The 25,883-nt window shown below is 76.2% G+C and carries 18 protein-coding genes; 8 read left to right on the top strand and 10 right to left on the bottom strand.

Annotated elements, in window-relative coordinates:
- Window positions 1-121: 121 nt before the first annotated feature.
- The gene (locus J0910_RS20655) at window positions 122-1,303 is read right to left on the bottom strand and encodes an AMP-binding protein (protein ID WP_420162035.1); all 1,182 of its coding nucleotides are present in this window, start codon (window positions 1,301-1,303) and stop codon (window positions 122-124) included.
- A gap of 219 nt (window positions 1,304-1,522) precedes the next feature.
- Between J0910_RS20655 and menB the strand changes: the two genes are divergently transcribed.
- The 3 genes from menB (at window position 1,523) to menD (ending at window position 5,199) form a co-directional block, all read left to right on the top strand.
- The gene (gene menB / locus J0910_RS20650; protein WP_420162034.1) at window positions 1,523-2,362 is read left to right on the top strand and encodes a 1,4-dihydroxy-2-naphthoyl-CoA synthase; all 840 of its coding nucleotides are present in this window, start codon (window positions 1,523-1,525) and stop codon (window positions 2,360-2,362) included.
- An 82-nt stretch (window positions 2,363-2,444) separates the two neighbouring features.
- Window positions 2,445-3,392, top strand: a complete 948-nt coding sequence (locus tag J0910_RS20645) for an o-succinylbenzoate synthase (protein ID WP_420160194.1) — start codon at window positions 2,445-2,447, stop codon at window positions 3,390-3,392.
- A 139-nt stretch (window positions 3,393-3,531) separates the two neighbouring features.
- Complete coding sequence (menD, locus tag J0910_RS20640) at window positions 3,532-5,199, top strand: 2-succinyl-5-enolpyruvyl-6-hydroxy-3-cyclohexene-1-carboxylic-acid synthase (RefSeq protein ID WP_420160193.1); 1,668 nt, start codon at window positions 3,532-3,534, stop codon at window positions 5,197-5,199.
- A 382-nt stretch (window positions 5,200-5,581) separates the two neighbouring features.
- Here the strand turns inward: menD and lpdA are convergent, their stop codons facing one another.
- Window positions 5,582-6,985 carry a dihydrolipoyl dehydrogenase gene (gene lpdA, locus J0910_RS20635; RefSeq protein ID WP_420160192.1) on the bottom strand — a complete coding sequence of 468 codons (1,404 nt, stop codon included), beginning with the start codon at window positions 6,983-6,985 and terminating at the stop codon, window positions 5,582-5,584.
- A 180-nt stretch (window positions 6,986-7,165) separates the two neighbouring features.
- On the opposite strand from lpdA, the gene J0910_RS20630 reads away from it, so the two are divergent.
- On the top strand, window positions 7,166-7,981 hold the full coding sequence (locus J0910_RS20630) for a cupin domain-containing protein (RefSeq protein WP_420160191.1): 816 nt from the start codon (window positions 7,166-7,168) through the stop codon (window positions 7,979-7,981).
- Here the strand turns inward: J0910_RS20630 and J0910_RS20625 are convergent.
- Window positions 7,978-9,246 (bottom strand): isochorismate synthase, encoded by a 1,269-nt coding sequence (locus tag J0910_RS20625; protein ID WP_420160190.1) that lies wholly within the window; start codon window positions 9,244-9,246, stop codon window positions 7,978-7,980. The genes J0910_RS20630 and J0910_RS20625 overlap by 4 nt on opposite strands.
- A gap of 122 nt (window positions 9,247-9,368) precedes the next feature.
- Between J0910_RS20625 and J0910_RS20620 the strand changes: the two genes are divergently transcribed.
- Together J0910_RS20620 and J0910_RS20615 are read left to right on the top strand one after the other, a co-directional pair.
- On the top strand, window positions 9,369-10,976 hold the full coding sequence (locus J0910_RS20620; protein WP_420160189.1) for a glycoside hydrolase family 10-like protein: 1,608 nt from the start codon (window positions 9,369-9,371) through the stop codon (window positions 10,974-10,976).
- 474 nt (window positions 10,977-11,450) lie between these two features.
- Window positions 11,451-11,744 (top strand): DUF3040 domain-containing protein, encoded by a 294-nt coding sequence (locus J0910_RS20615; RefSeq protein WP_420160188.1) that lies wholly within the window; start codon window positions 11,451-11,453, stop codon window positions 11,742-11,744.
- A gap of 178 nt (window positions 11,745-11,922) precedes the next feature.
- On the opposite strand, the gene J0910_RS20610 is transcribed toward J0910_RS20615, so the two are convergent.
- The 3 genes from J0910_RS20610 to J0910_RS20600 form a co-directional block, all read right to left on the bottom strand.
- Complete coding sequence (locus tag J0910_RS20610) at window positions 11,923-14,604, bottom strand: penicillin-binding transpeptidase domain-containing protein (RefSeq protein WP_420160187.1); 2,682 nt, start codon at window positions 14,602-14,604, stop codon at window positions 11,923-11,925.
- A 311-nt stretch (window positions 14,605-14,915) separates the two neighbouring features.
- Entirely contained in the window at window positions 14,916-16,265 is a 1,350-nt protein-coding gene (locus J0910_RS20605) for an FAD-dependent oxidoreductase (protein ID WP_420162033.1), read from the bottom strand.
- A gap of 308 nt (window positions 16,266-16,573) precedes the next feature.
- A complete protein-coding gene (locus J0910_RS20600; RefSeq protein WP_420160186.1) occupies window positions 16,574-17,266 on the bottom strand; it encodes a lysophospholipid acyltransferase family protein in 693 nt (230 codons plus the stop codon).
- Between the two features lie 259 nt (window positions 17,267-17,525).
- Here J0910_RS20600 and J0910_RS20595 point away from each other — a divergent pair, with 259 nt between their 5' ends.
- Complete coding sequence (locus J0910_RS20595) at window positions 17,526-18,191, top strand: cyclase family protein (RefSeq protein WP_420160185.1); 666 nt, start codon at window positions 17,526-17,528, stop codon at window positions 18,189-18,191.
- 36 nt (window positions 18,192-18,227) lie between these two features.
- Here the strand turns inward: J0910_RS20595 and J0910_RS20590 are convergent, their stop codons facing one another.
- The 4 genes from J0910_RS20590 to J0910_RS20575 form a co-directional block, all read right to left on the bottom strand.
- Window positions 18,228-20,261 (bottom strand): FUSC family protein, encoded by a 2,034-nt coding sequence (locus tag J0910_RS20590; protein ID WP_420162032.1) that lies wholly within the window; start codon window positions 20,259-20,261, stop codon window positions 18,228-18,230.
- A 1,617-nt stretch (window positions 20,262-21,878) separates the two neighbouring features.
- Window positions 21,879-23,132, bottom strand: a complete 1,254-nt coding sequence (locus J0910_RS20585; RefSeq protein ID WP_420160184.1) for a hypothetical protein — start codon at window positions 23,130-23,132, stop codon at window positions 21,879-21,881.
- Between the two features lie 27 nt (window positions 23,133-23,159).
- A complete protein-coding gene (locus J0910_RS20580; RefSeq protein WP_420160183.1) occupies window positions 23,160-23,825 on the bottom strand; it encodes a pyridoxamine 5'-phosphate oxidase family protein in 666 nt (221 codons plus the stop codon).
- Between the two features lie 403 nt (window positions 23,826-24,228).
- On the bottom strand, window positions 24,229-24,786 hold the full coding sequence (locus J0910_RS20575; protein ID WP_420160182.1) for a GNAT family N-acetyltransferase: 558 nt from the start codon (window positions 24,784-24,786) through the stop codon (window positions 24,229-24,231).
- Window positions 24,787-24,929: 143 nt separating this feature from the next.
- On the opposite strand from J0910_RS20575, the gene J0910_RS20570 reads away from it, so the two are divergent.
- Window positions 24,930-25,874, top strand: coding sequence for a ketopantoate reductase family protein (locus tag J0910_RS20570; protein ID WP_420160181.1), 945 nt, complete (start codon window positions 24,930-24,932; stop codon window positions 25,872-25,874).
- Window positions 25,875-25,883: the final 9 nt, after the last annotated feature.

The raw sequence follows: 25,883 nt of genomic DNA, 5'->3' as shown, positions 1-25,883 counted from the left end.
ACCTCCTGGGGGCGACTCAGGGACTGGGTGTCCTGATAGACGCCCCCGGTGCGCCGGAAGTTCCCTCGATCCGCCGATTCGGTGGATTCCCCCCGGTTCGCCCCGGAGGGCCGGGGCCGGGTCAGCCCTGGGGGCCGGGGTCCGCGGGGGCCGCCGTCCGCAGCGCGGCCAGGTCCGGCTTGCCCGAGGCCAGCAGCGGGAGCCGGGCGCGCAGCTCCAGCTCGCGCGGGGCCGCGTAGCGGGGCAGCCGGGTGCGGACCGCGGCGCGGAGGTCCTCCAGCGCCGGCGGGCGGTCCGGGTCGGCGGGGACCACCACCGCGGTGACCCGCTCGCCCCACTCCGGGTCGGGCCGGCCCACCACGGCGGCCTCGGCGACCCCGGGCAGGTCCGCCAGGACCCCGGCGACCTCCCCGGCGACCACCTTGTGCCCGCCGGTGTTGATCACGTCGTCGATCCGGCCGCGGATCCGCAGCCGGCCGCCGGCGTCCAGTTCGCCCAGGTCGCCGGTGCGGAACCGGATCCGGCCCCCGGCGCCGGCCACCAGGTGCTCGGCGGTGGCCCCGGGTGCGAGCCGGTACCCGGAGAACAGCACCGGCCCGGAGAGCAGCACCCGCCCGGTGCCGTCCGTCTCGGCGCGCACCCCGTCCAGCGGGATCCCGTCGTAGACGCAGCCGCCGCAGGTCTCGCTCATCCCGTAGGTGGTGGCCACCCGGCCGCCGGCCGCGCGGGCCGCCTCCAGCAGCGGGGCCTCGGCCGCGGCCCCGCCCAGCAGGATCGAACCGAACAGCGACAGGTCGGTGCCGTGCGCCAGCAGCCGGCGCAGCTGGGTGGGGACCAGCGACACGTGCGGGCGGCGCTCGGCCGCGGCCTCCGCCAGCGCGGCCGGGTCGAACGGGACGTGCACCGCCTCGGTGCCGCCGACCAGCGCCCGCAGCACCACCTGCAGCCCGGAGATGTGCGCGGTGGGCAGGGTGCACAGCCAGGTGTCGCCGGGGCGCGCGCCCACCCGGTCGCTGGAGGCGCGCGCCGAGTGCAGCAGCGCGGAGGCGGGCAGCACCGCGCCCTTCGGCGTCCCGGTGGAGCCGGAGGTCGCGATGGTCAGCGCGGTGCCGTCGGCGACCGGTTCGCCGCCGGGCAGTTTCCGCACGCCGTCCGGGGTGCGCAGCGAGGAGGGGCGCATCGCCTCCAGCAGGGTGCGCAGCCGGGGCTCGGGGAGGGAGGCGTCGAGCGGCAGCAGCGCCGGGCCGGAGCCGTCGAGCGCGGCGGAGAGGAGTTCGGTGAGCTGCCCTGGGGCCAGGCCCATGACGGCCTGGAGCGGTCGTTCCTGCACGGCCTCCAAGGGTATCGGGCCGCCCGCCGGCCCGCACCGCGGCCCGGAGGCACCGGTCCGGCCGCCGGGGCTGCGTACGGTTCCGCAGCTCGGGACTACTAAGGTTGACGTGATTCGACCGCCCGGTATCCGGTCCTCGGAGCGGCCCGGATGCGCGGCGGATGCGTGAGTTTCAGTGAGGAGATGACGAAGATCGTGAGTGGCGTCGATTGGAAGCGGTCGGGCGAGTACACCGACATCGTTTACGAGACCGCCGAGGGCATCGCCAAGATCACGATCAACCGGCCCGAGGTGCACAACGCCTTCCGCCCGCAGACCCTGTTCGAGCTGCAGGAGGCCTTCAACGCCGCGCGGGACGACTCCGAGGTCGGGGTGATCATCTTCACCGGCGCCGGGGACCAGGCGTTCTGCTCGGGCGGGGACCAGAAGATCCGCGGCGAGGACGGCTACCTGGGCGACGACGCGGTGGCCCGGCAGGGCATCGGCCGGCTCAACGTGCTGGACCTGCAGGTGCAGATCCGGCGGCTGCCCAAGCCGGTGATCTGCATGGTGGCCGGCTGGTCCATCGGCGGCGGCAACGTGCTCCAGGTCTGCTGCGACCTGACCATCGCCGCCGACAACGCCAAGTTCGGCCAGACCGGCCCGAAGGTGGGCTCCTTCGACGGCGGGTACGGGTCCTGGCTGCTGGCCCAGACGGTGGGGCTGAAGAAGGCCCGGGAGATCTGGTACCTGTGCCGCCAGTACAGCGCCCAGGAGGCCCTGGACATGGGCATGGTCAACACCGTGGTGCCGCTGGAGCGCCTCGAAGAGGAGACCGTGGCCTGGGCGCGGGAGATGCTGGCCAAGTCCCCGCTGGCGCTGCGGATGGTCAAGGGCGCGATCAACGCGGTCAGCGACGGCGCGGCGGGGATGCAGCAGTTCGCGGGGGACGCGACGATGCTCTACTACATGAGCGAGGAGGCCCAGGAGGGGCGGGACGCGTTCAAGGAGAAGCGGCGCCCGGAGTTCGACCGCTTCCCGCGCAGGCCCTAGCCCGACCCTGCCCCGGCTCCGCGCGGGCCGGGGCGGCCGCGCTTCCGACCGCGGCCGATAGCGACGATGGGAGGCGGCCGGGATGGCCGACGCCGACGCGCTGGGCCGCGCGTTCTCCGTCCCGATGCGGACCAGGTTCCGCGGGGTGGAGGTGCGCGAGGGGCTCCTGGTGCGCGGCCCCGCGGGATGGGGCGAGTTCTCGCCGTTCCCCGAGTACGGGCCGCAGGAGTGCGCCCGCTGGTGGGCCGCCTGCGACGAGGCGGCCCGGATCGGCTGGCCGGAGCCGGTGCGCGACCGGATCCCGGTGAACGTCACGGTCCCCGCGGTCGGCCCGGAGCAGGCGGCCCGGATCGTCGCCGCGGGCGGCTGCCGCACCGCCAAGGTGAAGGTCGCCGAGGCCGGCCAGGACCCGGCCGAGGACATCGCCCGGGTCGAGGCGGTGCGCGACGCGATCGGCCCCTCCGGCCGGGTGCGGGTGGACGCCAACGGCGGCTGGGACGCCGACACCGCGGTCCGCATGGTCCGCGAACTGGACCGCTTCGGCCTGGAGTACGTCGAGCAGCCCTGCCGCACCCTGGAAGAGCTGGGCGAGGTGCGCCGGCGCACCTCGGTCCCGGTCGCCGCGGACGAGTCGATCCGCAAGGCGGCCGACCCGCTCCGGGTCCGCGCCGCCGAGGCGGCCGACATCGTGGTGCTCAAGGTCCAGCCGCTGGGCGGGGTCCGCCCCGCGCTGCGGGTGGCCGAGGCGTGCGGGCTGCCGGTGGTGGTCTCCAGCGCCGTCGAGACGTCGGTGGGCCTGGCCGCCGGCGTCGCCCTGGCCGCCGCCCTGCCCGAGCTGCCCTACGCCTGCGGGCTGGCCACCCTGCAGCTCCTCGAACGGGACGTGGCCGACCGGCCGCTCCTGCCCGAGGACGGCCACCTCCCGGTCGGCCGCCCCCGGGTCGACCCCGGCCGGCTGGCCGAGGTGGAGGCGGACCCGGGCCCGTGGCGGTCCCGGATGGCCGCGGCGCGGGAGGCGGCCGCCGGCTGAGTGGGAGCCGTCGCACACGCTCAGCGGGTACGGTCGGCTCGGCGAGAAGCGTTGTCCAAGGTGGCCGTTGTCCAGGATGGAAGGGTGCGGGCACCCTCCGATACCCGCCCTGTACCCGACGATTTGAGAGCAGTGCTGGATGAATCCGTCAACCGCCTTGGCGCGCGTCTTCGTCGATGAGCTGGCCCGGTGCGGGCTGGCCGAGGCGGTCATCGCGCCGGGGTCGCGCTCCACACCGCTGGCGCTGGCCCTGGTCGCCCACCCCGGGATCCGGGTGCACGTCCGCATCGACGAGCGCTCCGCCGGGTTCTGCGCGCTCGGCCTGGCGCGCGCCTCGCGCCGCCCGGTCGTGCTGGTCTGCACCTCGGGCACCGCGGCCGCGAACTTCCACCCCGCGGTGATGGAGGCCGACCACGGCGGCGTCCCGCTGCTGGTGCTCACCGCCGACCGGCCGCCCGAGCTGCGCGACACCGGCGCCAACCAGACCGTGGACCAGATCCGCCTCTTCGGCACCGCGGTCCGCTTCTTCGCCGAGGTGGGGGTCGCCGAGGCGGTGCCCGGGATGACGGCCTACTGGCGCTCGCTGGCCTGCCGGGCCTGGGCCGAGACCGGGAGCGGCCGGCCCGGTCCGGTCCACCTCAACATGGCGTTCCGCGAGCCGCTGGTGCCCGGAGCGGACTGCTCCCCGGAGTGGCCCGAGCCGCTGGACGGCCGCCCCGGCGGCGCCCCCTGGACCTCGGCGCGCCCAGGCCCGGCCGAGCCGCCCCCGGTGCCGCTGCCCGACGTGGAGCGCGGCGCGATCGTCTGCGGAGACGGCGACTACGACCCCGTCCCCTACCTCGCGCTCTCCGCGGCCACCGGGTGGCCGCTGCTGGCGGAGCCGACCTCCAACGCGCGCCGGTCCGAGGCGCTCTCCGCCTACCGGCAGCTGCTCGCCGCCCCGGCCTTCGCCGCCGGGCACGCGCCCGACCTGGTCGTCACGGTCGGCCGCCCGGGCCTCTCCCGCCAGCTGATGTCCTTCCTGCGCTCCGCCCGGCGGCACATCGCGGTCGGCGACCCGCGGTACTTCGCCGACCCGGTGCGCACCGCCTGCGAGGTGGTGCCCGCGGTGGCGCCCCCGCCCGGCGCCGCGCCCGACACCGGCTGGGCGGCGTCCTGGCGGGCCGCGGAGGAGGCGGCGCGCACCGCGATGGACGCGCTGCTCGACGCGGAGGAGGCGCTGAGCGAGCCCCGGCTGGCCCGGGACCTGGCCGCGCGGCTGCCGGCCGGGTCGCTGCTGTTCGCCGGCTCCAGCATGCCGGTGCGCGACCTGGACGCGGCGATGGCGCCCCGGTGCGGGCTGCGGCTCATCGGCAACCGCGGCGTCAGCGGCATCGACGGGACGGTGTCCACCGCGATCGGCGCGGCCCTGGCGCACCAGAGCGAGGGCGGCGGCCGCGGCTACGCCCTCCTCGGCGACCTGGCCCTGCTGCACGACCAGAACGGCCTGGTCATCGGCCCCGGCGAACCCCGCCCGGAGCTGAGCGTGGTGGTGGTCAACAACAACGGCGGCGGCATCTTCTCCGGCCTGGAGCAGGCCGGCCACCCCGACTTCGAGCGGGTCTTCGGCACCCCGCACGGGGTCTCCATGGAGCGGGTGGCGGCCATGGCGGACATCCCCTACACCCGGCTGGAGTGGTCGAGCGACCTGCCCAAGGCGCTGCTGGGCGACGGGCTGAGGATGATCGAGGTGCGCACCGGCCGGAGCGACTCCGCGGAGCTGCGCGCCCGCATGCAGGACGCGGTGGAGCGGGCCCTGGCCGGCTGACCCGCGCGCCGCCCCCTCCGCCCCGGGGCGGAGGCTCCGACCGGTCCGGCGGGCGGACCGGCCGCGCCGGCCCGCCCGGATCCCCGCGCGGTGCGCCGGCCTCCGGACGCCGCCTCCGCCCGGCCCGCTCCCCGGCGAGCGCCCGCGGCGGATGAGCGGGCGGGGCATCCGGGGAGCCGACCGGAGCCGCGCCCCGGCCGGCCGCTCCACTGCTCCCGCGTCCCGGTCCGGGAGAGCCCGCCGGCCCCGCGCCCGCCCGCCGCTCTCGCGGGCTCGGCCGGCGCTCCGCCGGGGAGGCCGCGAGCGGCCCGCCCCGGCGGTCCGGCGCGGCCCGCCGACTCCGCTGCCCTCCGCGCCCTCCGGGTGCGGCCCGGCGGCCGGCTCAGAGGTTGATCATGTGCCCGGCCAGGCCGTGCACCGCCTCCTTGACCGCCTCGCTGAGCGAGGGGTGCGCGTGCACGTTCCGGGCCACCTCGTGCACGGTCAGGTCCCACTGCTGGGCCAGGGTCAGCTCCGGCAGCAGCTCGGTGACCTCCGGGCCGATCATGTGCGCGCCGAGGAGCTCGCCGTACTTGCCGTCGGAGAGCACCTTGACGAACCCGCGGGTGTCGCCGAGGCCGTGCGCCTTGCCGTTGGCCATGATCGGGAACTTCGCCACCTGCACGTCGAACCCGGCCTCGCGGGCCTGGGCCTCGGTGTAGCCGAACGAGGCGATCTGCGGCTGGCAGTAGGTCGCCCGGGGGATCATCCGGAAGTCGATCTCCTGGGTCTCCGCCCCGGCGATGGTCTCCGCGGCGATGATGCCCATCGCCTCGGCGGTGTGCGCCAGCATGAGCTTGGCGGTGACGTCGCCGATGGCGTAGATCCCGGAGGTGCTGGTGCGGCCGCGCGCGTCGACGTCGATCGCGCCGCGCTCGGTGAGCTTGACCCCGGCGGCCTCCAGGCCGTACCCCTCGGTGTTCGGCGCGAAGCCGATGGCCTGCAGCAGCCGGTCGGCCTCCAGGGTGCGCGAGGCGCCGTCCGGGCCGGTGACGGTGGCGCGGACCCGGCCGCCGTCCTCCTCCACCGACTCGACCCGGGTCGAGGTGAGCACCTCCACGCCGAGCCGCTTGTAGTGCCGGGCCAGCTCCTTGGAGACCTCCTCGTCCTCGGTGGGCACCATCCGGTCGAGGAACTCCACGATGGTGACCTTCGAGCCGTAGTTGGCCAGCACGTAGGCGAACTCCACGCCGATCGCGCCGGCGCCGGCGACGATGATGCTCCCCGGGACCTCGTCGCTGAGGATCTGCTCCTCGTAGGTGACCACGCGCTCGGACAGCGAGGTGCCGGGCAGCAGCCGCGGCGAGGCGCCGGCCGCGATGATCGCGCTGTCGAAGGAGACCTCGGTCTCGGAGCCGTCCTCGGCGCGCACCCGCAGGCTCCGGTCGCCGGTGAACGTCCCGCGCCCGTGCAGCTCGGTGATGCCGTTCTTCTTCATCAGGAAGTGGACGCCCTTGACCCGGCCGTCGGCCACGTCGCGGCTGCGCGCGTGGGCCTTGCCGTAGTCGAAGCTGACGCCGTCCCCGAAGGAGATGCCGAAGGCGTCGGCCTCCCGGTTGAGGATGTAGGCCAGCTCGGCGTTGCGCAGCAGCGCCTTGGACGGGATGCAGCCCACGTTGAGGCAGACGCCGCCCCAGTATTTCTCCTCGACGACCGCGGTGGACAGCCCGAGCTGCGCGGCGCGGATCGCGGCGACGTAGCCGCCCGGTCCTGCGCCGAGGACGACCACGTCGAAGTGCTGTGCCATGTCGGCTCTCCTCATCGGGCGCCGGGGCGCCCGTCCGTGCGGGGTGGCTGTGCGGCGAAAGGTCCGACCAATCGCCGTTGACGGCAGGCTATTCCCGTCCTCGGGCGGGAGTGAAGCACGACCGCCCTCCGGTGTCGAGCATCACAGACCGGGTCCCGGTGCTGGTATACCGTCGTCGGCATGGCCCATGTGCTGCACATGACCGAACTCGAACGCTGGACGGCCGGCGGCGACGTCGAGGCCGAGTCCCTCCGCACCCAGGGGTTCGTGCACGCCTCCCCGGACGAGGCGACGCTGCTGGCGGTCGCCAACACCCTCTACACCGGGGCGGCGGGGCAGCTCGTCGCGCTCGTCGTGGACACCGCCGCGCTGGACGCCGAGGTCCGCTGGGAGGCCGCCGACCCGGCACCGCCCCCCGGGGTCCCGGACGGCGCGCTCTTCCCGCACGTCTACGGCCCGATCCGGCGGAGCGCCGTGACCGGGGTGCGCTACCTGCGCCGCGGCCCGTGGGGCGAGTACACCGCGGTGGAGGAGCGCTCGCCCACCGCCGAGGCCCTGGACCTGCTGCCGCACCCGGAGGGCGGCTGGTACCGGCAGACCTGGTGCGCGGCGCCGAAGGTCCGGCCGGAGGGCTACCCGGGGCCCCGGCCCACCGCCACCGGCATCCACTTCCTGCTCCATCCGGGAGAGGAGTCCCGCTGGCACCGGGTCCGCTCCGACGAGGTGTGGGTGTTCAACCGGGGCGGGCCGCTCCGCCTCGACTTCGGCGGCGCCGGGAGGGCCCCGGCGCCGGCGGGCTCCGCGGTGCTGGGCCCGGCGGTCGAGGACGGCGAGCTCCTCCAGGCCCTCGTCCCGGCCGGCACCTGGCAGGCCGCCCGGCCGCTCTCCGGCCGGGAGACCGTGGTCAGCTGCTTCGTCTCCCCGGGCTTCGACTTCGCCGACTTCCAGGCGGTCCCGGGCGGGCCCCGCGGCGAGGGCGGCCGGGCGCCCGGCTAGTCGGTGAGGGCCTCGCGCATCACGCGGAACTTGGAGTCGGCCTCGGCGGTCTCGGCCGCCGGGTCGGAGCCGGCGACGATGCCGCAGCCGGCGAAGAGCCGGGCGCGGGAGCCGGAGACCTCGGCGCAGCGCAGCGCGATGCCCCACTCGCCGCGGTCCCGGCCGTCGACCCAGCCGACCGGGCCGGCGTAGCGGCCGCGGTCCATCCGCTCCAGCTCGCGGATGGCCTCGACCGCCTCGGCGGTGGGCGTCCCGCCGACGGCCGCGGTCGGGTGCAGGGCGGCCACCGCGTCCAGGGAGGAGACCCCCGGGCGCAGTTCGGCCGAGGCGGGGGAGGCCAGGTGCTGGACGTTGGCCAGCCGCAGCAGGCCGGGGCGCTCGGGGGCCTCCACCCGCTCCGCGATCGGGGCGAGCGTGCGGCGCAGCGAGTCGATGGCGTAGGCGTGCTCCTCCAGGTCCTTGGCGGACCCCTGGAGCTCGGCGGCGAGCCGGGCGTCCTCGGCGGGGTCGGCGCCGCGCGGCCGGGTGCCGGCCAGCACCAGCGAGCTCAGCCGCTCGTCGTACCGCCGGAGCAGCAGCTCCGGGGTGGCCCCCACCATGCCGTCCACGGAGAAGGCGAAGCAGTCCGGGTAGCGGTCGGAGAGGCGCTCCAGCAGGGTGCGCGGGTCGATGCCGCGCTCGGCGTCGGCGACCAGGTCGCGGGCGAGCACGGCCTTGCGCAGGCCGCCGCCGCGGATCCGGTGCACCGCCTCGGCCACCGCGCCGCCCCAGGCCTCCGAGGTCAGCGCCCCCTCGCCCCAGCTGAGCGGGCCGACCGGGCGGGGCGGGGTGCGCGGCGCGGACAGCTCCGCGGGGTGGGCGCCGGCCCGGTGCCCGCCGATCGTGGTCAGCCAGGTGCGGCCGTCCCGGCGCCCCACCACCACGCTCGGCACGATCAGGGCCGACCCGCTCGACCGCGGGTCGAAGGTGAACGCGCCGAACGCCACCGGCCCGGTGCCCGGAAGGTCCACCGGGTCGTCCACGGCGGCGCCGGCGAACAGCTCGGCCAGCCGCCGGGCCCCCTCGGTGAACCGGGAGGTGCCCCGCGGGTCCTCCTCGGCGGGGAGGCCGATCCGCGCGGCCCGGCCCCAGCCGACCAGCCCCTCCCCGGAGCGCAGCCAGCACAGCGGCGCGGAGGCGGGCAGGTGGTTCAGCAGCCCGCGCCGGTCGCGCAGCTCAACGGTGCGCACGGTCAGGCGGGGCGGGGAATCGAAGGCGGCGTCCACGTCACCAGAGTCTAGAAGCAGCCGGGGGCAATCGGGTCGAATCGGCGCGTTCCGCCGTGGCCTGGCCGCTCCCCGGGCGCGGCTACCCTGTCCCGGGGATCACCGGAGAACGGGGGCGCGGAGTGCGGAGGACGGGCAGGCGGGGATGGGAGCGGTGGGCCGCTCCCGCAGTGGCGGCGGGTCTGCTGGCGGGCTGCACCGCCGCGCCGTCCGGCGGCCCCGCCGAGGAGGAGGCCGACGCCGCCGCGCCGATCCCGGCCGAGTGCGAGAAGGAGGCCGAGCACCCCAAGCGGCAGATGCGCGGCGCCTGGCTGACCACGGTGCGCAACCTCGACTGGCCCTCCTCCGACGACCTGAGCGCCGAGGAGCAGAAGGAAGAGCTGCGCGAGCGCCTCGACGGCGCCGCCGCGCTCGGCCTGAACACCGTCTTCTTCCAGGCCCGGCCGACCGCGGACGCGGTGTACGCGTCGGAGAAGGAGCCCTGGGCCCGCTACCTCACCGGGAAGCAGGGCGGCGACCCCGGCTACGACCCGCTGGAGTTCGCCGTGGACGAGGCGCACGCCCGAGGCCTGGAGCTGCACGCCTGGTTCAACCCCTACCGGGTCGGCTGGAAGGACCCCGACCTGGAGGGCCTGACCGCCGACCACCCGGCGGAGAAGCACCCGGAGTGGCTCATCACCTACGACGACCAGGGGTGGCTCGACCCGGGCAACCCCGAGGTCCAGGAGTGGGTCTCCGACGTGGTGCTCGACGTGGTGGACCGGTACGACGTCGACGGCGTCCACTTCGACGACTACTTCTACCCCTACCCGGCCGAGGGGGAGGGCGACTTCGAGGACGACGACAGCTGGGAGGCGCACGGCGACGGCTTCGACGACCGGGGCGACTGGCGCCGGGCCAACGTGGACGCGCTGCTCGCCGACATCCACGGCCGGATCGGCGAGACCAAGCCGTGGGTGCGCTTCGGGGTGAGCCCCTTCGGGATCTACCGCAACGCCGGCAGCGACCCCAGCGGCTCCGACACCAAGGGCCTGGAGTCCTACTCCGCCCAGTACGCCGACACCCGCTCCTGGATCGAGCAGGGCAGCGTCGACTACCTGGTGCCGCAGATCTACTGGGAGCGCGGCTTCGGCACCGCCGACTACGAGGAGCTCGTCCCGTGGTGGGCCGAGGAGGTCGAGGGGACCGGCGTGGACCTCTACATCGGCCAGGCCGCCTACCGGGTCGGCGAGGACGGCTGGAAGGGCGAGGACGCGCTCGCCCGCCAGCTCGACTTCAACCTGGAGCACCCCCAGGTCGGCGGGGACGTCTACTACGGGATGCGGGACGTGCTGGGCAAGGCCGAGAAGGCGATGGAGCGCCTCGGCGAGGACCACTACGCGGCCCCCGCGCTGCCCCCGGCGGCCGGCGGCGGGGCCGGGCCCCCGGACCCGCCCGCCCGCGTGACCGCCGAGCGGAACGGCTCCGGCGGGGTCGACGTGGACTGGGAGCCGGTGGAGGGCGCCCGCTCCTACGCGGTCTACCGGCTGCCCGCCGACGCCCCCGACGACCCCTGCGAGCTGGCCGGGCGGGACCGGCTCGTCGGGGTGGCCGGCTCCCCCGGCCTCACCGACGGGACGGCCGGCTCCGGGGAGTACCGCTACCACGTCACCGCGCTGGACCGCTACCGGGACGAGAGCGCCCCCGGCGGCGGCGCCGAGGTCCCCGAGGGCGGGGCCGCCGCGGAGTGACCCCGCGCCCCGGCCGCCGGGCGCGGGCCGCGGGGTGACGATGGTGTCACCCCGGGGTAAGGCCGCCTCTCCCCGGGGCCGCCCGCCCCCCCGGTCCGGGAACCGGCCCCGGCCCGGTGGAAGGCGGAGTACCGCTCCGCCGCCGGAGGGGCGCGCGGCCCGGTCGGACGGCGGCCGGAGGCGCGTCCGGCGCCCCCGTACCCCGGCGGGACCGCGGGCGGCGCCGCCCCGGCGGCGGCCGACCGGGAGGCCTCCCGCGTCCGCATGCTCCGGTGCGGCCCGGCGCGCAGGCCGGGCCGCCCGCCTCGGGGAGCCGCCACCGCCCGCCGCGCGGGCCCGTTCCCCCCGAATCCCTCTTTCCTGGAAAGCGATGGGACAACGCCCCCTCCGGTGGATAGAACAACTACTAGGCGGGGCGGGGACGCACTCCCGCCGCACGGGGAATCCCGCCCCTGGTTCACCGGAGGTGCTGTGATGGGCCTGCGCAGGAAGGAAGAGCGGATCCTGGCCGAGATGGAGCGGCGCCTCGTCGAGGACGATCCGGACCTGGCCGGCCGGTTGAGCTCCTTCGGAGCCGACGATCCCGCGTTCGCCTTCGTCGAGAGCGCCTCGGCGCGCCTGGTGTGGATCGTCAGCGTCTCGGTGCTGGTGGTGGTCGTCGGCCTGCTGGTGGTGCTCCTGGTCCTGACGCCCGGGGCCTCGGCCCCCGAGCCCGCCGGCGGATCCGGCGGCTCCGGGGCCGAGACCTCCCAGGCGCGGGAGGGCTAGCCGAGGACCGCCCCTCGGGCGCACCGGCCGGAGAGCGGCGGGGCGCGGGAGGGGAGCGCAGCCGGGGCGGGGACGGTCCTGCCCGCTCCGGCGCCCGGGCGCGGTGGCGCACGGGACACGCGCGCGGCCCGGCCCCGCTCGGGGGGCCGGGCCGCGGACCTGCGTGTCCGCCTCCGGGTCAGAAGGTGTTGGCGAACTTCGCGCCCACCGGGCCGGCCACCGAGCCGCCCCCGCCGCCGCCCTCGACCACCACGGCGAAGGCGATGTCGCCCTTGTAGCCGACCATCCAGGCGTGCGTCTGCAGCTCCTCGTCCTCGCCGCTGGCGGTGCCGAACTCCGCGGAGCCGGTCTTGCCGTACACCTCGCCCTGGAACCCGGCCTTCTTCGCGGTCCCCTCGGTGACCACGGCCCGCATCATCGGCCGCAGCGCCTCGGCGTGCGGGATGGCCGCGGGCTTCGGCTTGTCGGGCAGCTCCGGGTCGGTGACCAGGGCCGGGGATCGCCACGAGCCGTCGGCGACGGCCGCGGGCACGGTGGCCATGTGCAGCGGGGTGCTGATGATCCGCCCCTGGCCGATGCTCTGCGCGGCGAGCAGCCCGGAGTCGCCGGCCGGGTCGGGGAAGGACGGCTCCCGGGTGGGAACGCCGATGTTCAGGTCGGCGTTCATCCCGAACAGCTCGGCGGTCTCGGTCAGGTCCGCACCGCTGATCCGGTTCACCACGTCCTGCACCAGCGCGGTGTTGCAGGAGGTCGCGAAGGCCTCGGTGACGCTCTGCTGCCCGTACGCGGCGTCCCCGGCGTTCTTGAAGCCCAGGGCCTCCTTGGGGCAGCTCATCGTGTCCGAGGGGTTCAGCCCCTTCTCCAGCAGCGACTCGTAGGTGACGATCTTGAACGACGACCCCGGGGCGTACTGGCCGTCGAAGGCCCGGTTGAAGTCGGCGGAGTTGTTGGCGACGGCCACCACCTCGCCGGTGGAGGCGCGCACCGCGACCAGCGCGGTCGGCTTGCCCCCGGTGCTCACCGCCGCGGCCGCGGCGCTCTGCAGCCCGGGGTCGATGGCGGTGGTCACGTCCTTGCCCGGCTTGCCCTCGACGGTGCCCACCACGGGGGCGTCCGGGTCGGCCGCGGCCTCCTCCTCGGAGCCGGTCTCGGCGACCCGGATCGAGGTGGAGACCTCGCCGGCCAGCCGCTCCTCGTACTGCTGCTGGATGCCGCCCAGGCCGGTCGGGTCGCCCTCCTTGTAGGCGGGGCCGAGCCGCTCCAGGTCCTCGGCGGTGGCCGCGCCGACCTGCCCGGTCAGCATCCGGACGGAGCCCGAGGCGTCCTCGGTGTCCAGCCGGCTGCCGTCGGCGGCCAGGATGTGCCCGCGCTCGCCCCACACGTTGGCGCGCACCAGGGTGGCGCCCTCGGCCAGGTCGGGGTGGACCGAGGCCGGCCCGAAGTCGACCTTCCACTCCGCGCCGTCGCGGACCAGGGAGAACGCGCCCTCGTAGGTCCAGTCGCCGGCGTTGCTCAGCGAGAGCGTGGCGGTGAACGGGGCCTCGGCGGCGTTGTCGCCCTTCTCCACGACCTCGCCGACCTCGATGGCGCTCTTCTCCACGCCGAGGTTCTCCTGCAGCGGGCCGAGGACGTCCTGCACGCCGCCGTCGGCGGTCAGCGCGGACATGGCCTTGTAGTCCTGCTCGGACCAGGCGCCGGCGTAGGAGGCCGCGGCCTCCTCCGGGCCCGACGGGCGGGCGAGCACGTACCAGCCGGTGACCCCGCCGGCCAGGGCGAGCACCAGGACGCCGGCGCCGATGCCGATCAGCGGCCCCTTGCGGGAGCGCTTCTTCTCGCCGCCCTCGGGGCCGGGGGCGCCCTCGCCCCGGTGCGGGCCGCCGGGCCCCGGCGGGGCGGGCGGGGGCGGGAAGGCGCGGCCGTCCCCGGACGGGGAGCCGTGCGGGCCGCCCTCCGGACCGCCGCCGGGAGCACCGGAGGCCGCGGCCCCGCCGGCCGCTCCGAAGGGGGCCGAGCCGAAGGGCGGGGTGCCGCTCGGCGGGGCGCCGCCGGCCGGGGGGCCGCTCGGCGGCGGGAAGGCCGGGTTGGAGGTCTCGTCGAGGTAGCCCGGCTCCTTGCGGGGGTCCTCGTACGGGGCGGAGGGGGCGCCGGCCGGCGCCGCGGGGTCGGCCCCCGCGCGCGCGGCGGCGGGCTCGTACGCCGCCTCGTACGCGGGCTCGTGGACCGGCTCGGAGGCGGCCCGGTGGGCGAAGGCGTCCTCGGCGGAGGGGCCGCCGCTCCCGGCGGGCGCGCCGCCGGCCGGCAGGGTGCTCTCCGGGTCCTCCTGCCGGGCCGGGCCGTGCGCCGCGGGGGCGCCGGCACCGGGGACGGACGGCCAGGGGTCGGCGGACCAGGGGGTGGCCGGGCCGGCGGGGAGGGTGGCCTCGGGGTCGGCGGGGGCCGGGTCGGAGGCGGGCGGCCCGGCGGCCGGGCCGGACCCCTGAGGGGCGGGGGGAGGCCAGGAGAGGCCCTCGTCCCGGGCGGGCGCCTCCGGTGCGGGGGGCGCGCCGCCCCCGCCGGCGGGGGAGTCCGCGGCCGGGCCGGCGGGGGGCGCCGCTCCCGGGGCGGAGGGGGCGGGCCGGTCGTCCGCCGCGCCGGCCGCCGGCTCCTGCGGCGGCCAGGGGCCGACGGGAGGGGCGTAGGGCCGGTCGGCGGCGGGCTTCTGCGCGTCCGCCGAGGGGATGACGTAGGGGTTGCGGCGGGGTGCGGGGGAGTCCTGGGGCCCTTCGGGAGGGGCGGGGCGCGCTTCGGCGCCCTCACCGGGCCCCCGGTCGTGCGGAGAGGGCCGGGAGGCGCCCTCGTCCGGTGTCCACCTGTCGTCCACGCGTGTACGTCCTTCCGCTGCTTCGCCCGAGGCGACACCGCCCCGCGCCCTCGGGGGAGGGCGCGGGGCGGGAACGTTATCGGTGGCCGGCGCTGCGATCGCCTTTCGGTGCGGGGCACGGCACGGCCCGCGCGGAACCCGCTCTCGGGGCGGCGGTGCGCGGTCTTGAGCGAAGGCGGTGTTCGCGACCCAGGGGGGACATTTGCCACCGCACCGGCCACCAGTGACTCTAACTCATAGCGCGGGGGCGGTGCCCCCCGTCCGGGGACGAGGGGCCGGGTGGCCCGGGTCACACCGGACGGGGTGCGGGGTCAGCCCTCGCCGCGGGCGATCCGGGTCATCTCCTCGCGGGAGCGGACCTTGATCCGCTTGCGGCCCTGCGGCTCGCCGAGGGCCTCCTCGTGGGCCTCCAAGCGCTGCCAGTCCTCCCACAGGGTGAACGGGACGCCGCGCTCGGAGAGGAGGGCGGTGAAGGCCTCCGGTTCCGGGGCCTCGGCCGGGGCGAAGGAGTCGCGGTCGGCGACGAGGTTGGTCACCGTCTCCAGGGCGTCGCCCTTGGTGTGGCCGATCAGGCCGACCGGGCCGCGCTTGATCCAGCCGGTGGCGTAGACGCCGGGGATCGGGCGGTCGTCCATGTCCAGCACCCGGCCGCCGTCGTTGGGGACGATCCCGCGCTCCTCGTCGAAGGGCAGGTCGGCGACGGGGGAGCCGAGGTAGCCGATGGCCCGGTAGACGGCCTGCACCTCGTGGTCGATGAACTCGCCGGTGCCGCGCACGCCGCCGTCGCCGGTCAGCTCCATCCGCTCGGTGCGCAGGCCGGAGACCCGGTCGGTGCCCAGCACCTCCACCGGGCGGTGCAGGAAGTGCAGGTGCAGCCGGCGCTCCGCGCCGCGCGGGTCCCGGATCGCCCAGTTCTGCAGGACCTTGACGTTCGTCTTGACCTGGTTGGACTCCTCGGCGGCGGCGAGGCTGGCCTCGCACATCTCGAAGTCCTCGGGGTAGACGATCACCTCGACGCCGGGCTGCTTGTCCAGCTCGCGCAGCTCCATCGGGGTGAACTTGCCCTGGGCGATGCCGCGCCGGGCGAAGACGTGCACGTCGGTGATGCCCTTGGCCTTGAGGCCCTGGTGCACGTTGTCGGTGATGTCGGTGCTGAGCAGGTCGTCGGCGCTCTTGGCGAGGATGCGGGCCACGTCGACGGCGACGTTGCCGGCGCCCAGCACCGCGACGCTGGTGCCGTCGACCTGCCACTCGGGGGAGACGTCGGGGTGGCTGTCGTACCAGAAGACGAAGTCGGCGGCGCCGTGGCTGCCGGGCAGGTCGATGCCGGGGATGTCCAGCGGCCGGTCCCGGTCGGAGCCGGTGGAGAAGACGATCGCGTCGTAGTGCCGGCGCAGGTCCTCCAGCTTGAGGTCGACGCCGTACTCGACGTTGCCGATGAAGCGGATCTCCGGCTTGTCCAGGATCTTGTGCAGGGCGCCCTGGATCTGCTTGATCCGCGGGTGGTCGGGGGCGACGCCGTAGCGGACCAGGCCGTAGGGGGAGGGGAGCTTGTCGAGGACGTCGATGCTCGGCCGCGTCCCGTTCGCGGCGAGGGTCTCGTCCTTGGTCAGCAGGTCGGCCGCGTAGATCCCCGCGGGGCCCGCCCCCACGATTCCCACACGAAGAGGTCGCGTCATCAGTCGTCTCCATTCGTCGCGCCAGGTTCCAGCGGCGCGCGGCGGTGCCGCGCGCGGCCCACGCCGCCCTGGGCGCGGTGAATTCAGGCTAGGCTAACCTAATTTATCCGAGGCGGGATTCCCTATCCAACCGACCACCAAGATAGACAATACTCTCCCTGCGTGGTCGCCCGGGGTCCGGCGGTCGCGGCCCGGGGGGTCCGGGCACGTCAAAGCCGGTGTGCAGCGGCTCCTAGGTCAGGGAACGCATGGCAGGGCGGGAGTCAGCCCCGAATCGGGTGTGGGGTACCTCACCGTCTGCGGCGGTCGCGGATCTCCTCCTTGACCGACGCGGCGAACCGCGGCACCTGCTCCTGGCCGGACAGCCGCCGGATCCCCGCCATGATCGCATCGGTCGCGGCCCGGCGGGAGCGGTTCTTGCCGGCCTCCCCCTTCCACGGGGACAGGTCGACCGGCGGGCCGACGCGCAGCCCCACCCGGCGCAGCACCGGGACCTTCCGCCCCTCGGGCAGGATCCGGTCGGTCCCGCACAGCGCCATCGGGACCACCGGGGCCTCGGAGCTGAGCGCCAGCCAGGCCAGGCCGGTCTGGCCGCGGTACAGCCGGCCGTCGGGGGAGCGGGTGCCCTCCGGGAAGATGCCGAACACCCGGCCCTCGCGCAGCACGTCCAGGCTCTCGTCCATCGCCTCGCGCGAGCTCTGCCCGGGTCTGCGGTCCACCGAGAGCTGGCCGATCGAGCGGAGCGCCCAGGTGAAGGCCCGCTGGGCGGCGTTGCCCTCGGCGAACAGCTCCTCCTTGGCGATGAACACCACCGGGCGGGGAACCGCGACCCCGATGAACAGCGGGTCGATGTTGGACAGGTGGTTGCACGCGAGGATCACCGGGCCCCGGGCGGGGATGTGGTGCAGTCCTTCGGTCTCCAGCGGCCAGGCGGCCCGCGTGGTGGGGGCGATGACCGCCTTGGCGGCCCCGTACAGCGACACTGCGGCTGTCCCTTCCTCTTCAACGGTGGGCGTCGCGGCGGCGTTGCGGGCGCAGGGCGGCGTGCGGTGCGGCGCCTCAGTAGACCATAGCGCCGCCCCGGAGCCGCCCGCGTCACCGCCTGCCGCCGCGGGGACCGGCGCGCTATGTTGGTCTAGACCTGTGAATCGGGCCGGCGGCCGCGGGGCAGGGGCACCGTGGACCCCGCCGTCCGGCGCGGGTCGCCAACCGCACTGGGACGCGCAGGGAAGAGGGCCGCCAATGACACGGTTCATCGACGTCAGCCACCAGATCGTGGCGGGGATGACGACCTACCCCGGACTCCCCGGCCCGGTGATCGACGACCACGTCTCCTTCGAGGCGTCGCAGCGTACCTACGCTCCGGGGACCGAGTTCAACATCACCCGCATCTCGATGGTCGCCAACACCGGCACCTACCTGGACATGCCCGCGCACCGCTACCGGGACGGCGCCGACCTGTCCGACCTGGAACTGGAGAAGGTCGCCGACGTGCCCGGCGTCGTCGTCCAGGCGCCCGGCCGGGAGGTCGGCCCGGAGGCCTTCGACGGCGTCGAGGTCGCCGGCCGCGCCGTGCTGGTGCGCACCGGGTGGGACCGGCACTGGCGGACCGGGGCCTACGGCGCCCCCGAGCACCCCTTCCTCACCGAGGCCGCGGCCCGGCTGCTCGCCGACTCCGGGGCCCGCCTGGTCGGCATCGACTCGGTCAACATCGACGACACCTCCGAGGACGCCAAGGGCGCCCGCCCGGCCCACTCGGTGCTGCTCGCCGCGGGCATCCCGGTGATCGAGCACCTGTGCCTGCTGGAGCTGCTCCCCGCCGGCGGGTTCCGGTTCTTCGCCGTCCCGGTGAAGGTGCAGGGCATGGGCACCTTCCCGGTGCGCGCCTTCGCCATCGCGGACGAGTGACCCCGGCCGGGCGGCGGGGCCGGCCCCGCCGCCCGGTCACAGGTCGGCGTCGGCCTCCTCGCGGGCCCGGCGCTGCTCGCGCTGGGCCCGGCGCTCCTGCTCCAGGGCGGCGGTGCGCTCGTCCTCGGCCACCGCGGTCCGCATCGACGAGGAGAGCACCCGCAGCTCCATGTTGATCCTGGGGTAGTCGACCAGCCGCGGCAGCGCGCCCAGCCGGGGCGTGCGGCGCTCCCGCATCGCCGACATCAGCTCGCTGAACGCCAGGTCCAGCCGCTGCAGGGTGATCTGCGAGGCGGTCGGCGGGTCCTCCAGGGCCAGGGTGGACAGCGCCAGGTAGCCGGCGCGCTGGGCGGCCACCACCACCGGCCACAGCGGCTGGGTGGTATCGGCCCGCGGCACGTCCCCGATGGCGCTGTCGTAGACCGCGCGCAGGCTGATCAGCGCCGCCCGCAGGTCGCGGCGGAGCACGTAGCGGCGCTCCGGGGTGATCCGGGTGTCGGGGTCCAGGACCGCCAGCACCGACGCCCGGGTCCGGTCCAGCACCTCGACGATGAGCTGCGGCAGCCGGGAGGCCGAGGCGCGGCGCCAGAGCAGCAGCGCGCCCGCCATGCCCACCACCGCCCCGAGCACGGTGTCCAGTACCCGGGACTCGGCCAGCGCCTCCACCGGGTAGGGGGCGGCGACGCTCGCGGTGAGCAGCGCCATCGGCGTCAGCAGGATGCTGGCGTAGAAGAAGTTCCGCGCCACCACCAGCTGGGTCAGGCCCTGGAACAGCGCCGCGCAGACGATGACCGCGGCCAGCGGCGGCTGCAGCATCAGGATCCCGGCGCCCAGCACCACGCCGATCAGGGTGCCCAGGGCGCGCTGCGCGGAGCGGTTCACGGTGAGCACCACGTTGCCCGCCTGCAGCACCGAGGTCGCGCTGATCGACACCCAGTAGAACCGGTCGAAGCCGAAAGCGAGGGCGAGCAGGCCGGCCACCGCGACGCTGATGCCCATCCGCAGCGCGGTCGGCCGGACCAGCGAGTCCCGGCTCAGGCTGGACCGGAGCGCGTCGCCGAGCGAGGGGTGGCGCTGGTCGTACAGCTCCAGGCCGCGGCTCTCGTCGGCGTGCGTCGGCTTGCGGGCCGCCTGCGCGGCCCGGGAGAGCCGGGAGTACAGCCGGGCCTCCAGGGAGCGCGGCCGCAGGCCCCTGCGGACGGGGTCGAGCCGGGCCGGGTCCGGGCACCGCTCCGGCCTGGCCACCGCGACCGCCAGCTCGTCGGCGAACGCCGCCGCCTCCTCGGGCAGCGGGGTCCCCCGGGCCAGCGACACGTCGGTCGCGGCCAGGTGGATGTCGGAGACCCAGCGCAGCAGCGCGCGCATCCGCGCGGCCTGCGCGGTGTCCCGGTACCCGCGGGTCTGGCCGAGCAGCACCAGCCGCCAGGCCTCGGCCACCGCGAGCGAGGCCTCGTGCTGCACGTGGTCCAGGGCGGGGGTGCCGACCGCGCGGAGCAGCTCGGCCAGCTTGCGGAACGCGTCGGCCAGCGCCCGGTTCTCCGGGTGCCGGCTGCGCACCGGCCCCCCGGACATGGAGACCGCCCAGCCCACCGCGGCGCCCAGCGCGGCGACGCCGGCGTGCAGCGGTACCGCCGCGATGCCGCCGGGGGCGATGGTGGAGATCGCGCAGACCATGACGAAGAAGAGCGGTCCGGGCTTGTCCGCGCGCAGCGCCTGGCAGAGCCAGGTGGCGATGCCGGCCACGGCGCCGATGGTCACCGCGGCGGCCCACGGGTTCAGCGAGGCGAGCGAGCCCACCGCCACACTGGCCACGAAGCCGAGCCCCACCACGGCCAGCGCCACCGCGCGGTAGGCGTAGGGGGTGTTCTTCTCGTAGAGGACGGTCATCGACCCCAGGGCGGCCAGCGCCCCGGCCGGCGCGCCGAAGAGCAGCGCCGCCAGGGTGAAGGACGTGCCCATGGCGATGGACGCCTTGGCGGCCGTGGTCCACGCCCACCCGCCGGACGCCAGCCCGAACAGGGCCTTGAGGTCCACTCTGTGCCGCGGCCGGTCGGCGACCTCGGCCCGCATCCGGGTCGGCGGGTTCCACTCGGGAACGCCGGCCGCCGGGTCCGGTTCCGGGTCCGCTTCGCCGCTCTCCGTCGTCCCCTGATCCGTCACGCCCCCAATGTTAGGAGTGTTCCGCGGGCGTTTCGCCTGCGAGCCCGGCTCGGCGGCGCGGCCCGGACGCAACCGCCCCCGCGCACACCGCCCGCCGGGCCCGCCTCTGCCCGCCTCTCCGGCCCCGCAGCAGCGACCCACCGGAACGGCGGCTTCTCACGGGATCAGGGGTTCAGGCCGGCGGCGACGGCAGAGGAAGGGGCGGGAACGGGCGCCCGACCCGAGCGCGGCGCCTCGCGGGGCGAAGGTTCAAGCCAGGGGCAACGGCGAAGGAAGGAGAGGCGGCCGGGCGCCCCAGCCGGGCGGCGGCTTCTCACGGGGTCGAGGTTCAGACCGGCGGCGACGGCAAGGGTAGGGGCGGGGGCGGGCACCTCACCCGGGCGCGGCGCCTCGCGGGGCCGGGGTTCGGACCGGCGGCGAGGGCAGGGGGAGGGACCGGCCGGTCGGTCGGGCGCGGCGTCCCACGGGGTGAAGGCCAAGACGGGCGGCGACGGCGGAGGAGGGGACGGGGCCGGGCGGCCCTGGCCGGGTGCGGCGTCTCGCGGGGTCGGGGGTCATACGGGCGGCGAGAGCGAGAGCGAGAGCGGGGCCGGGGCCGGTGGTCGTGTGCGGCGGGGCGGCCGGGATCGGGGAAAAGAGGGGCGGGTGTGCGTGTCGGCGTCGCCCCGGCGCCGGTGGGCGGCCGGCCGGAGACCACCGGAACCCCGTTGACCTGGGCGAACACGGAAGGTAACGGTGGGGAGGGGGTGCCCTGCACACCGCGGCGACACTCCTTCGACGCCGGGGCGCGCATCCCGGTCCGGATCGGGCCGTTCGGGGCCCTGATGGGCGTGATCAGGGCGGTGATCGGGGGTCTTGGGCGGCCGGAAGCCCTGAAGAAGGTGATCCGGAAACCGGGTGCGAGCAGCGGCGGGGTGGAATGTCGCTTTCATTCCCTCGGCAGAGCCCGGTTTCGCCACTCTGAGTGACCGACGAGGGGGAGCGAGTCCGCCGAGGGCTGCTACTCGCTGGTAGATGTCACCCGGGGTGCCGCCGAGGTGCGCAGGCCGCGCCCGCCCCGCCCCGGCCAGCGCCGAACCCGACATATGGGATACGGCTCTCTCTTTCCGGAAGCGCGGGCCGGAACGGTGAACGCCACCCCGACCCGCTCCCGCCCTCGCCGCCGGTCTGAACCTTCGCTCCGTGAGGCGCCGCGCCCGGGTGGGACGCGTGGCCGGTCCCTCCTTTGTCGGCGCTGCGTTTGAGCTCCGGCCCTGTGAGGCGCTGTGCCCGACCGAGGGCGCCCGTCTGTCTCCTCCGCCGCCGCTGCCACTGCGGCCTGCGTGAACTCCCGCTCCGCGAGGTGCCGCCGCGCCCGGTCGGGGGCCGGCGCTCCCTGCCTCTGCCTGCCTCTACCGTCGCCGCCCGTGCGGGCAGCGGCCCTGCTGGGCGCCGGGCCCGGCCGGGGGCTGACGGGGTCGCGGACGGCCGCCCGATCGGTGCTGTCGGCCGTGAACGCGCGGAGCCGGGCGCATGTCCGGCGGTCTCTCAGGCCTCGGGCGGGCGGGAGCGCAGCCGCTTGAGTTCGGCGAGGGCGTCGTCGAGCTGGGACTCGGCGCGCTCGGCGCGGTGCAGGGCCTGGGCGCGGGCGTCCTCGGCCGCGGCCAGGCGGTCGGCGGCGGCCCGCCGCGCCTCCTCGGCCGCGGCGGCCGCCGCGGTGCGCTGCTCCTCCAGCTCCGCCCGGGAGCGGGCGCGCTCCTCCTCGGCCTGCGCCCGGGCCCGCTCCGCGTCGGCCCGGGACCGCTCCAGTTCGGCGGCGGCCCGCTCGCGCTCCGCGGCCGCCTCGGACTCGGCCGCCGCGGCGCGGGCCCTGGCCTCCTCGGCCTCGCTCCGCGCGGCGGAGAGGCGCTCCTCGGAGCGCTCCAGCCGGGACTCGGCCTCCTGCCGGGAGCGCCGCTCGGAGGAGAGCAGCTCGCGGAGGCGGGCGCACTCCGCCTCGGCGCTCCGCCCGGCCTCCTCGGCCCGCTCCCGTGCGGCTTCGGACTGCTCGCGGGCGGTCTCGGCCTGCTCGGCGCGGTGCACGGCCTCGGCGGTGCGCCGGTCCGCCTCGGCGACGGCGCGCTCGGCCCCGGCCTCGGCGGCGCGGACCCGCTCCCCGGCCTCGGCGACGGCGGCGTCGCGCTCCTCGGCCGCGGCGCGGGCCCGCTCCACGGCTGCGTCGCGGTCGGCGAGGGCGGTGTCGGCCATCCGCTCGGCGGCGCCGGTGGCGGCCACCGCGGAGGCGGCGGCCTCCTCCGCGCGGGCCCGCTCCGCCTCGGCGGCGCGGCGCCGGTTCTCCGCCTCCAGCCGGGCGGCGTCGGCCCCGGCGACCCGCCGGTCGGCGTCCAGGCGGGCCGCCTCCACCTGGGCCTCGGCGGTGGCCGGGTCGGTCATGGTGCGGAACGCGTCGGTGGCGGCGGCGATGGTCGCGGAGAGCTGCTCGCTCTGCACGGCGAACCGGCGCAGCAGGTCGTCGGCGCGCAGCCGCGCGTCGGTCACCGGGGCGGCGGCGGGAGCGGGCGCGGAGGCGGCCGGGGAGGGCGGCGGGGCGCCGTCCTCCCCGCCGGAGGCCTCCTCGGAGGCCGCTTCGGCGGCGCGCGCCGCCTCCGCTTCCGCCTCCTGCTGGATGCGCTGGCGCTCCCGCCAGGCGCGCCAGCGGGTGTGCTCGGGCAGGTCGCAGTACTCCGGGGGGCGCCCAGGGGAGGAGCTTCGGGGCACCGGGCGGTCGCACCCGGGGAAGTTGCAGGTGTTCGCGTCGGCCACCCGACGAGGGTAGCGGCCGGGGGCGGCTCAGGCGCCGGTGAACCGGCGGAGGTAGTCCGGCAGCGGGGCGCCGGCGGGCATGCCCGGGTCGGGGACCGGGTCGCCGACGACGGTGGTGATCGGGACGACGCCGGCCCAGTGCGGCAGGTCGGCGTCCTCGGGGTCCTCGTTGACGCCGCCGGAGCGGATCTTCGCGGAGACCTCGGCCAGGTCCAGGCGGAGGATCGCGGTCTGCGCGGACTCCTTGGCGCTGGCCGGGCGGCAGTCCGCCGAGCGGCCCGGGACCACCGTGTCGACCAGGGCGTCCAGCGCCAGGCGGCGCTCCTCGGGGTCCTGCACCCGGTACGCGGTGCCGTGCGCGACCACCGAGCGGTAGTTGATCGAGTGGTGCATGCCGGAGCGGGCCAGCACCAGTCCGTCGACGCGGGTGGCGGTGACGCAGACCGGCAGGCCGTCGCCGGAGGCGGTGCGCAGCGGCCGGCTCCCGGTGGAGCCGTGCAGGTAGAGGGTGCTGCCGACGCGGGCGTAGAGGGTGGGCAGCACCACCGGGAGCCCGTCGGCGATGAACCCCATGTGGCACAGGTAGCCGTCGTCCAGGATCGCGTGCACGGTCTCGGCGTCGTAGGCCGCGCGCTCCCGGGACCGGGTGGGGACCGTGCGCGGTGTCGGGGCGTATTCGGCGGGACTGCTCACGGGACCACCTTTGTTCCAGAAACAAACGAACTATGTACTAGTTGGATGATAATGGGCCTGGAGGTGTCCCGCAACGGCCACGGGGCGCTCGGGGAGCGAGGGGGCCGGGCCCCGTGTTCAGAAGGGCCGGCCGAAGGGGTCAGACGTGGGAAAAGGGGCCGGGGAAGCAGGTCGCCCCCGTCCAGCCGCTCCGGGCGGCCGGGCGGGAGCGGGCCCTCCGACCGGTCGGGGAGGCCGGCGGCCGGCCGACGGAGAAGGCCCCCGCGGAATCGCGGATGTGCGGGGCCGGGTCGAGGCCGGCGCCCCGGCGGCCGCGCCGCCGCAGCCCAGGCCCGAAGGGCGACGAACCCCGCCCCCCGGGATCAGGGGCGGGGTCCGCTGCGTATCGTTGCGGGCCGTGCGTCTAGTCCAGGGCCCCGGTGCCGCCGATCCGGCAGACCATCGTGGTCACGAAGGGGCGGAAGCCCTCCTCCTCGAAGAAGCGGAGGTCGCCGGGGCTGCCGGCCGGGGCGGAGAGCTCGATGTCCCGGACGCCCTGCGCGGCGACCTGCAGCCGCACCTCCTCCAGGAGGCCGGAGGCGACGCCAGTGCCCCGCGCGTCCGGGTGGATCGCCAGGGTCTGCACGACGGCGACCCGCTCACCGCGGTCCCAGCTGCCCTGGGGGTTGTCCCGCAGGGTCACCATGGCGTAGCCGACCGGTGCGCCGTCCCGCTCGGCGAGGACGGCGAGCGTCTCGCGGTCCTGCAGCCAGCGCAGGTACTGGGCGCGGCGGCGGCGCCAGGCCTCGTCCGGACCGACCGAGGTGAGGACGTCCTGGAGTCCGGGCGCGGTGGCGGTGTGCTCCTCGTGGACCACGTTCCACAGATCGGCGAGTTCTTCGATCTCGTGGTGGCCGAGGAAGCGGTAGCGCAGCACGCCGTCCGTCGCGGTGCTCGATTTGGTCGCCAACGAAATCTGCATGTTCTTCTCACCCGTTCCGCCCGCGTCGCTGCGGATCATCTCCGCCGAAAGCTCTCTCCGGTGCCCCGGTTGAGCTGTGATTCTGACACTACGTGCCGGATCGGTGCGGCGTGGGGACGACACAAGGAAAATGAGGATCGGACATGATGATAGGGAAAGTTTTGAAAGAATTCGCGGTGCTCGGTCCCGGTGGGGTCGGCGGCCTGCTCGCCGCCCTGCTCTCCCGGAGCGGCCGGAGCGTGACCGCGGTGGCCACCGAGTCCACCGCGGCGCGCATCCTCGAGCACGGCATCGAGGTCGCCTCCGAGGCCTACGGCGACTTCACCGCCCGGGTCGGGGCCGCGGCCGAACTCGGGCACCGGGTCGACCTGCTGCTGGTCACCCCCAAGGCGACCCACCTGGAGCCGGCCCTGGAGCGGGTCCCCGCCGAGGCGGTGCAGAACGCCCTGGTGGTCCCGCTGCTCAACGGCTTCGAGCACATGGACCTGCTGCGGCGGGCCTACCCCGGGGCGCGGGTGCTGCCGGCCGCGGTGCACGTCGGCGCCGAGCGCACCGCGCCCGGCGTCATCCGGCACACCAGCCCCTACAACCGGGTCGAGCTCTCCGGTCCCGGGGCCGAGGCCGCGGCCGAGGCGCTGCGCGCCGCCGGCGTCGGCGCCGACGTCCGGGCCGACGGCGAGGCCCTGCTCTGGGACAAGTACGCCTTCCTGCTGCCCACCGCCCTGGTCTGCGCGCACCAGCGGGCGCCGATCGGCGTCTGCCGGGAACTGCGCCGCGCCGACATCGAGGCGATCACCGAAGAGGCGGCGCGGGTCGCCGCGGCCCGCGGCGTCACCGTCGACACCGGGGCGGTGCTGCGCACCGTCGCCGAGCGGCCCGCGCACACCCGCCCGTCGCTGCTGGTCGACCGGGAAGAGGGGCGGCCGATGGAGGTGGACGCCCTGGGCGGTGCGCTGCTGCGCGCCGCGCGGGACGCCGGGGTGCCCGTCCCGGTCACCGAGAGGATCACCGCCGACCTGCTCCGGGCCGACGCCGAGCGGCCGGACCGCCCCCGCCGCTCCCCGGCCGGCGGCGGCTTGGAAGCATGAGGGGCGACC

This window comes from Nocardiopsis oceanisediminis (assembly GCF_048595525.1).
Classification (GTDB): domain Bacteria; phylum Actinomycetota; class Actinomycetes; order Streptosporangiales; family Streptosporangiaceae; genus Nocardiopsis_A; species Nocardiopsis_A oceanisediminis.
This window is presented reverse-complemented; position numbering and strand designations above follow the sequence as displayed.

What these genes read in the sequence shown, in the direction of transcription:
- J0910_RS20655 (WP_420162035.1), bottom strand. Translation starts at nt 1,303, where the DNA reads ATGGGCCTGGCCCCAGGGCAGCTCACCGAACTCCTCTCCGCCGCGCTC.
- J0910_RS20645 (WP_420160194.1), top strand. Translation starts at nt 2,445, where the DNA reads ATGGCCGACGCCGACGCGCTGGGCCGCGCGTTCTCCGTCCCGATGCGG.
- menD (WP_420160193.1), top strand. Translation starts at nt 3,532, where the DNA reads ATGAATCCGTCAACCGCCTTGGCGCGCGTCTTCGTCGATGAGCTGGCC.
- lpdA (WP_420160192.1), bottom strand. Translation starts at nt 6,985, where the DNA reads ATGGCACAGCACTTCGACGTGGTCGTCCTCGGCGCAGGACCGGGCGGC.
- J0910_RS20630 (WP_420160191.1), top strand. Translation starts at nt 7,166, where the DNA reads ATGGCCCATGTGCTGCACATGACCGAACTCGAACGCTGGACGGCCGGC.
- J0910_RS20615 (WP_420160188.1), top strand. Translation starts at nt 11,451, where the DNA reads ATGGGCCTGCGCAGGAAGGAAGAGCGGATCCTGGCCGAGATGGAGCGG.
- J0910_RS20595 (WP_420160185.1), top strand. Translation starts at nt 17,526, where the DNA reads ATGACACGGTTCATCGACGTCAGCCACCAGATCGTGGCGGGGATGACG.
- J0910_RS20590 (WP_420162032.1), bottom strand. Translation starts at nt 20,261, where the DNA reads ATGCGGGCCGAGGTCGCCGACCGGCCGCGGCACAGAGTGGACCTCAAG.
- J0910_RS20575 (WP_420160182.1), bottom strand. Translation starts at nt 24,786, where the DNA reads ATGCAGATTTCGTTGGCGACCAAATCGAGCACCGCGACGGACGGCGTG.
- J0910_RS20570 (WP_420160181.1), top strand. Translation starts at nt 24,930, where the DNA reads ATGATGATAGGGAAAGTTTTGAAAGAATTCGCGGTGCTCGGTCCCGGT.